Source organism: Ideonella lacteola, from assembly GCF_038066555.1.
GTDB classification, from domain to species: Bacteria; Pseudomonadota; Gammaproteobacteria; order Burkholderiales; family Burkholderiaceae_C; genus Ideonella; species Ideonella lacteola.
In genome coordinates this window covers 19356-27150 of sequence record NZ_JBBUTG010000039.1, presented here as the reverse complement: position 1 = coordinate 27150, position 7795 = coordinate 19356, and the positions used below count along the sequence as shown (strand labels likewise).

The following is a 7795-nucleotide window of genomic DNA, read 5'->3' as shown; positions in this document are numbered from 1 at the left end:
TAGGCGGTGCGGTCGTCGATCACCGCGATCGTCTTGCCCTTGAGTTCGGTCACGGCGTACTTGCCCAGCGTGCCACCCAGGTGCACGTCGTCAGCCACGACGCGGAAGGTGGTCTTGAAGCCCTGGCGGGTGAACTTGGGGTTCGTGGCCGAGGGGCTGATCTGGGGAATGCCAGCGTCAGAGTAGACCTTCGAAGCCGGGATGGAGGTGCCCGAGTTCAGGTGGCCGACCACGCCATTGACCTTGGAGTCGACCAGCTTCTGAGCGGCGGCGGTGCCTTGCTTCGGATCACCGGCGTCGTCTTCCGCCAGCAGTTCGAACTTGACCTTCTTGCCGCCGATGGTCACGCCCTTGGCGTTCAGCTCATCGATGGCCATGCGAGCGCCGTTTTCGTTGTCCTTGCCCAGGTGGGCAATCGCACCGCTGGTCGGACCCACGTGACCGATCTTGACGACCATGTCCTGGGCCATCGACGTGCCGGCGAACAGCACAGCGGCAGCAGCGACGACCACATTCAATTTGACTTGCATAGGAACGAACCTCCGGTAGGGGTAAGTTGAGATAGCTTGAGATGAGTTGCTCTCAACGGGCGAGACACGATACTCCAAAAAAAACCGCCTCCCAATCGGCAACAGGTCCGGGACAACCCGGGCTTGCGCCCTATCAGAGCCTGGTTATGCAAGTGGCATCACCAAGCCGCGGGCGGCCCCGCAGAAGCAGCATCGAAGCACTGGCTCGACACTGCAACTCGCATGCCTTAGAACGTGAAGAAGAGTGATTCGGATGACGTCGAATCACACGCCGCCTCATAGGCCGCGACAAAAGTCGAGTGCCCCGATCGAGGCCAGGCGGACTTGAAGAAGACCCATGGATTTGGGCGTTCGGGTAGGCGCCAACCACAGCGATGCCCGGCGGCATCGCGATGATTCGCGACGACGCCATGCGCACCAAAGGCGCAGCTTCACGTTCCGAATGGCGTCGAACACTGCACTATCGCTGTGGACGATGCAGAAGCTGGTGACCTTGGGATTCGTAGTGCTTCCAGCGCGCGCGGCCTGCAGCCACGGCTTCGGGATCCGGCGACACGACCTCCGCCACACGTTCGTGCGCGCTGCCCAGATCGAGTGCATCCAGGCCGAGATTGATGCCACTGTCGCACCGCAGCACCGGCTCAGGCCGTGCCAGCAACCACAGCGGCGTGCGCTCGACCATTGAGGCCGAAGGCAGCGCCGCCCCCGCGCGCAACATCACATGGGGCGTGAAGTCGAGTTGGTCGGCCACCCACAGCGCCTGGTCCAGGCGCTGCAGCAACGGTGGCGGTCCGTAGACCGCCACCCGTGCACCTTCACGGTACTTCTTGCGAAGCAGGCGGCCGGCGAAATCGAGCACATCGCTCACGCCGGTGAGGAAGACGACCTCGGCCACGCCCTGCTCTCGCAACGGTGCGCCAATCAGGCCTTGCGCCCGGCGCGGCCGAGCACGAAGTGGGTCAACAGGCCCACCGGCCGACCCGTGGCGCCCTTGGCCGCACCACCCTTGTAGGCCACGCCGGCCACATCCAGGTGGGCCCAGGGATAGGCCTTGGTGTAGCGCTGCAGGAACTTCGCCGCGGTGATGGCGCCGCCGGCGCGAGAACCCACGTTCGCCATGTCGGCGAAGTTGCTCTTCAGGGCGTCGTCGTATTCCTCGTCGAGCGGCATGCGCCAGCAGGGGTCGTCTGCGCGGCGCGATGCGGCGCTCAGCTCGTCGGCCAGCTTGTCGTCGGGCGAGAACAGGCCGGAATGGTGGTTGCCCAGGGCAATGACGCAAGCGCCGGTCAGCGTCGCGATGTCGACCACGGCTGCCGGCTTGAAACGCTCGGCGTAGGTGAGCGCATCGCACAGGATCAGGCGGCCTTCTGCGTCGGTGTTGAGGATCTCGATCGTCTGGCCGGACATGCTGGTGACGACGTCGCCCGGCTTGGTGGCGATGCCGCTGGGCATGTTCTCGCAGGCGGGGATCAGGCCCACCACGTTGACCTTGGGCTTCAGCTCAGCCACGGCGCGCATCGTGCCCAGCACGCTGGCGGCGCCGCCCATGTCGAACTTCATCTCGTCCATTTCGGCGGCCGGCTTCAGCGAAATGCCGCCGGTGTCGAAAGTGATGCCCTTGCCCACCAGAACGATCGGGGCATCTTTCTTGGCGCCACCGTGGTACTGCATGATGATGAAGCGCAACGGCTCTTCCGAACCCCGAGCCACCGACAAGAACGAGCCCATGCCCAGCTTTTCGACGGCCTTGCGATCGAGCACCTGCACGTCGAATCCGTGGGCTTTGCCCAGGCGCTTGGCCTCTTCGCCGAGCCAGGTGGGGGTGCAGAAGTTGGCCGGGCGGTTCGCGCACTCACGCGCCACGTTCACTCCAGCGGCAATGGCTTCGCCTTGGGCCAGGCCCTGCTTCAGCTCCGCCACCAGCGACTTATCCGCCACGAGAGAGACCTTGCCAGGCATCGGCAGGGCTTCGGCGCTGGGCTTGGTGTGCTGGTAGACGTAGCCGGCTTGCTCCACGGCCAACGGCAGGGCTTCGGCGTGGGCCGCGGTGGCACCTTCAACGGCCAGCACGGCCAGGTGCTTCACCGAACGGTTCTTCAGCGCCGCCAGGCCTTGGGCCACCGCCGCGCGAAAAGCCTTGGCGGAAGCGTCGCGTGCGCCCGACAGCACCACGCGCGGGGTCTTCACTGCGTCGACACTGTGCAGGTAGAGCGTACGGCCCGCCTTGCGCTCGAAGTCTCCTGCCTTGGTGGCCGCAGCGATGGCGCCATCCAGCGCCTTGTCGCCCGTGCCCGCCTTGCCGTCAGCCGGCAGGACGACGATCAGCGCGTCGGCCACGACTGCAGAGGCGCCGCCAGCGGGGGTCGCAAGAGCTTGGAAGTTCATAATTTGTCTCTCGAGATGGTGATGGGCCGCACCGGAGCCCTCTCGGCCCCTTTTGGGGGCCTGGCGCAAGGCGGCAGGTTGGGGGGCACTTGTTGAAAGTGATCTTTGATGTTATTCGATTCGACTGTCCGCAAAGAGCTGGCGCGCAGTTTCGGTGCAACGCTGGTGGTCATCCTGACCATCGTGTTGACGATGATGCTGATCCGCACGCTGGGTCTGGCGGCCAATGGGGCCGTGGCGCCGCAGGACGTGGTGCTGCTGCTCGGCTACACCGCCTTGGGGCAACTGCCCATGATGATGGCGCTGTCGTTGTTCGTGGCCACGGTGGTCACGCTCGGCCGCATGTACCGCGACAGCGAGATGGCCATCTGGTTCAGCAGTGGTGTGGGCCTGTCGCGCTTCGTGCGGCCCGTGCTGCGAACGGGCACGCCGGTGTTGCTGGTCGTGGGGCTGCTGGCGTTGCTGGTCTGGCCCTGGGGCAATGAAAAGACCACCGAACTGCGTCAACGCTACGAGCAGCGCTCTGACCTGGCCCGCGTCGCGCCGGGCAGTTTCCAGTCGTCAGCCGACGGCAGCCGCGTGTTTTTCATTGAGCGCGAGGGTGAATCGGCCGGCGTGGGCCGCAACGTCTTCCTGCTGGGTCGCACCGGCAAGCGAGAAAGCGTCACCACCGCCCGCGCCGGCCGGGTGGAGACGGTGGACGACGACCGCGTGCTGGTGCTCGACTCGGGCCACCGTAGCGAACAAAACGGCGAGACGGGTGAGCACGCCCGCCTGAACTTCGAGCACCTGCGCATGGTGGTCGACCCGGGCAAGGCCAAGGCGGCTGAATCGGTGCCGCCCAAGGCCCAGAGCACCTTGGCCCTGCTGCGCGAGCCCACGACCCGCAACCACGCCGAGCTCACCTGGCGCCTGGGCCTGCTGTTCGGCGCCACCAACCTGCTGCTGCTGGGCATTGGCCTGTCGGCCACCAACCCGCGTCGGGCGAGCAACTGGAACCTGTTGTTCGCGCTACTGGCCTTCGTCGTGTACTACAACCTCATCAACCTCAGCCAGGCTTGGGTGGCGGCAGGTCGCCTGGGAATGGGCGCTGCGCTGGTCGGCCTGCACGGCACCGCCATGCTGGTCGCACTTGCACTCGTCTGGTGGCGCGATCACTCCACCGTGCTGCATTGGCGCCGCGCGCCGGCCACCGCCACCGCGGGGGCCAGCGCATGAAGACCGTCCGTCGCCTGCTCTACCGTGACGTGGTCTGGTCGGTCGTCTTCGTGGCCGTCGCCTTCCTGTCGCTGTTCTTCTTCATCGACTTTCTCGAAGAGCTGGAGGGGGTGGGCAAGCGAGGCTACACCGTCTGGCATGCCACCCTGGCCGCGCTCTTCGAACTGCCCGGGCGCTTCTACGAGCTGTTCCCGATCGCCGTGCTGATCGGCACGATCTATGCCATGGCTCGCCTGGCGCAGTCGTCCGAGTTCACCATCTTGCGCACCGGCGGCCTGGGCCCCGGCCGAGCGCTGCAGCTCCTGCTGTCGCTCGGTGTGGTGATGGCCGCCCTCACCTTCGTCTCCGGCGAGTACATCGCACCCATGGGCGAGCAGCAAGCCGCAGCGCTGAAGGCGCGTTTTCGAGGCGGCCAGGCGTTGGGCCGTGCGGGCGCTTGGCTGAAAGAGCGGCAAGGCCAAGGCGACGATGAACGCAGCCTGTCGATCAACGTGCAAGGCACCACCGCCGACGGCCAGATGCGTGACATCCGCATCTTCGAGCACGACCTCAACGGTGTGCTGCTGCGCCGCGTGCAGGCCGCGCAAGCCGTGTCCGACCAGATCGATGGCCGCGACATCTGGCGCTTGAAAGACGTGGAGGTGACCGAGTGGCCGACGGGCGACCAGACCCAGGTGGTGACACGCCGCTACCCCTCATTCGATTGGCCCACCACGCTGGAGGCCAACGTCGTCGCTGCGGCCATTTCGCCCATACGCAGCATGTCGACGATCGATTTGTGGCGCTACAGCCGCCACCTTCACCTGCAGGAGCAGACCGCTCAGCGCTACGAGTTGCAGTTCTGGCGCCGCGCCTTTTACCCCCTGGCCTGCATCGTGATGGTGGCGCTGGCGCTGCCCTTCGCCTATCTGCATGCACGCGCGGGGGGCATCAGCCTCAAGGTCTTCGGCGGGATCATGCTGGGTATCAGCTTCGTGCTGCTGAACAACGTGGTGGGCCACCTCGGCTTGCTGCGCGACTGGACGCCGTGGATCGCCTCGGCGCTGCCCAGCTTGTTGTACCTTTTGATGTCATTGGCCGCTTTCACCTGGCTCGTCAGGTACCGTTGAGCCCGTGAAACAAGGTCTCATTCTTTTTGCCCACGGGGCACGCGACCCGCGCTGGGCCCAGCCGTTCGAGCGCGTCGCGGCGCGGGTGCAGGATCTGCAACCGGATCTGACGGTGTCTCTGGCGTACCTGGAGTTCCTCGCGCCCGATCTCGTGGCTGCTGGGCAAGCGCTCGCGCAAGCCGGTTGCCGCGAGGTGGCCGTGCTACCGCTGTTCCTCGGTGCGGGCGGCCACGTGCGCAAAGACCTGCCCGCCAAGGTCGAGGCGCTGCAGCAGGCCCACCCCGACGTGCGCTGGGTGCTGCGGCCGGCGGCCGGCGAATCGCCCCAGCTCGTTGAAGCGCTGGCCCAGATTGCCGTGGCGACCATGGCGCCCACCGACGAACAAGACGACCAGGAGCACGCGTGAACCTGCATCAGTTCCGCTTTGTGCAGGAGGCGGTGCGCCGCAACCTCAACCTCACGGAAACCGCGAAGGCGCTCTACACCTCGCAACCCGGCATCTCCAAGGCCATCCTCGAGCTCGAAGAAGAGCTGGGGGTGGACATCTTCGTGCGCCATGGCAAGCGCCTGAAGCGTGTCACCGAGCCTGGCCTTCAGGTGCTGAAATCGGTCGATCTCATCCTGCGCGAGGTGGCCAACCTCAAGCGCATCGGCGAAGAGTACTCAAAGCAGGACAGCGGCCGCCTGTCGATCGCCGCCACCCACACCCAGGCTCGCTATGTGCTGCCCGAGCCGGTCGCCCAATTGCGCAAGCGCTTCCCCAAGGTACAGGTGAGCCTGCACCAGGGCACGCCCGAGCAGGTGGCACAGATGCTCATGTCCGACCAGGCAGACATCGGCCTGGCCACCGAATCGCTGGCCGACTACGAAGAGCTCGTCACTCTGCCCTGCTATGAATGGCAGCACGTGATCGTGATGGCGGCCGATCATCCGCTGGCACGCGTCGACAGGCCCACGCTCGAACAGTTGGCCGAAGAGCCGCTGATTTCATACCACCCCGCGTTCGCGGGCCGCAAACGGGTCGACCAGGCCTTCGCCAACCGGCGCCTGAAGCCAAACATCGCGCTGGAGGCGATCGACTCGGACGTCATCAAGACCTATGTGCGCAGCGGCTTGGGCATCGGCATCATTGCCGAGATGGCCATGAAGACGGACAACAACAGCGACCTGGTCTGGAAGCCTGCCGGCCACTTGTTCGGCAGCAACACCGCCCGGGTGGCCTTCCGTCGCGGCGCCTACCTGCGCAGTTTCGTCTTGACCTTTGCCGAGCTGCTCTCCGACCGCCTCAGCCGTACGCTGATCGAGCGCGCGATGGGCAGCCAGGGTGATCACTATGAGCTTTGAAACCCGCGCGGCGGCGGTGGCCGCGCCACGCACACCCGCGCTCCAAAGCCGGCTGCCGGATGTGGGCACCACGATCTTCAGTGTCATGTCGGCATTGGCCGCCAAGCACGGTGCCGTCAACCTGGGCCAAGGCTTCCCTGATTTCGACAGCGCGCCGGGCCTGGTCGAGGCCGTTCACGCGGCCATGCAGTCAGGCCACAACCAGTACCCGCCGATGCCGGGCATTCCGGCGCTGAGGCAAGCCCTGTCGGCCAAGACAGAGCGCCTGTACGGCCGACGCTACGACCCAGACACCGAGATCACCGTGACCGCGGGCGCCACGCAGGCCATCCTCACCTCGATCCTTGCGCTGGTGCACCCCGGCGACGAGGTGATCGTGCTGGAGCCCTGCTACGACAGCTACGGCCCATCGATCACGCTGGCCGGTGGCACCGTGGTGCGCGTGCCGCTGAGCCCGGAGGGCTTCCATCTTGACATCGATGGACTGCGCGATGCGCTCTCGCCGCGCACCCGCGCCATCCTGATCAACACGCCGCACAACCCCACGGGCAGCGTGTGGTCGGCTGCCGACATGCAGGCTCTGGCGGAGCTGCTGCGCCCGACCGACGTGCTGGTGATTTCCGACGAGGTGTACGAGCACATGGTGTTCGATGGCCAGCCCCATGCCAGCGTCAGCGCACACCCCGAGTTGGCGGCTCGAAGCGTGGTGATTTCGAGCTTTGGCAAGACGTTCCATGTCACCGGCTGGAAGGTGGGGCATGTCGCCGCACCCGCACCGCTGATGGCCGAATTCCGCAAGGTGCACCAGTTCAACGTGTTCACGGTGAACACCCCGATGCAGCACGGGCTGGCGGCCTGGCTGGCCGACCCCTCGCGCTACGAGGAGCTGCCGGCCTTCTACCAACGCAAACGTGATCGCTTCCGCGCAGGTCTGTCAGGCACGCGATTCGAACTGCTGCCCTGCCCGGGCAGCTACTTCCAGTGCGTTGACTACAGCCGCATCAGCACGCTGCCCGACCAGGCGTTTTGTGAATGGCTGACGGCCGAAGTGGGCGTGGCGGCGATTCCCCTGTCGGCGTTCTACGCCACGCCGCCGCAGCGTCCCATCGTTCGCTTTTGCTTCGCCAAGACAGAAACCACGCTGGATGAGGCGCTGAAGCGTTTGTCCAGGCTGTGACGGTTTCCTGAGCCGGTGCCGCGCCGCCGCAT

The 7795-nt window shown here is 65.9% G+C and carries 8 protein-coding genes; 5 read left to right on the top strand and 3 right to left on the bottom strand.

The genetic code is table 11. The features are described 5' to 3' along the window. The 3 genes from AACH06_RS29150 to AACH06_RS29140 form a co-directional block, all read right to left on the bottom strand. A partial coding sequence (locus tag AACH06_RS29150) for a branched-chain amino acid ABC transporter substrate-binding protein (protein ID WP_341429336.1) occupies positions 1-530 on the bottom strand: 530 nt, incomplete at its 3' end. A gap of 460 nt (positions 531-990) precedes the next feature. Then, on the bottom strand, positions 991-1425 hold the full coding sequence (locus AACH06_RS29145; RefSeq protein ID WP_341429335.1) for a DNA polymerase III subunit chi: 435 nt from the start codon (positions 1423-1425) through the stop codon (positions 991-993). Positions 1426-1451: 26 nt separating this feature from the next. Then, on the bottom strand, positions 1452-2915 hold the full coding sequence (locus AACH06_RS29140; RefSeq protein WP_341429334.1) for a leucyl aminopeptidase: 1464 nt from the start codon (positions 2913-2915) through the stop codon (positions 1452-1454). Positions 2916-3023: 108 nt separating this feature from the next. Between AACH06_RS29140 and lptF the strand changes: the two genes are divergently transcribed. Genes lptF through AACH06_RS29115 form a run of 5 tightly spaced genes read left to right on the top strand, consistent with a single transcriptional unit; the run spans position 3024 to position 7763 of the window. After that, a complete protein-coding gene (gene lptF / locus AACH06_RS29135; RefSeq protein WP_341429333.1) occupies positions 3024-4133 on the top strand; it encodes an LPS export ABC transporter permease LptF in 1110 nt (369 codons plus the stop codon). After that, on the top strand, positions 4130-5242 hold the full coding sequence (gene lptG / locus AACH06_RS29130) for an LPS export ABC transporter permease LptG (RefSeq protein ID WP_341429332.1): 1113 nt from the start codon (positions 4130-4132) through the stop codon (positions 5240-5242). Before lptF ends, lptG begins: the two co-directional genes overlap by 4 nt. Before the next feature lie 4 nt (positions 5243-5246). Then, entirely contained in the window at positions 5247-5648 is a 402-nt protein-coding gene (locus tag AACH06_RS29125) for a sirohydrochlorin chelatase (RefSeq protein ID WP_341429331.1), read from the top strand. After that, positions 5645-6586, top strand: a complete 942-nt coding sequence (locus tag AACH06_RS29120) for a CysB family HTH-type transcriptional regulator (protein WP_341429330.1) — start codon at positions 5645-5647, stop codon at positions 6584-6586. The genes AACH06_RS29125 and AACH06_RS29120 overlap by 4 nt, the downstream gene beginning before the upstream one ends. After that, a complete protein-coding gene (locus AACH06_RS29115; RefSeq protein WP_341429329.1) occupies positions 6576-7763 on the top strand; it encodes a pyridoxal phosphate-dependent aminotransferase in 1188 nt (395 codons plus the stop codon). Before AACH06_RS29120 ends, AACH06_RS29115 begins: the two co-directional genes overlap by 11 nt. Positions 7764-7795 lie beyond the last annotated feature (32 nt).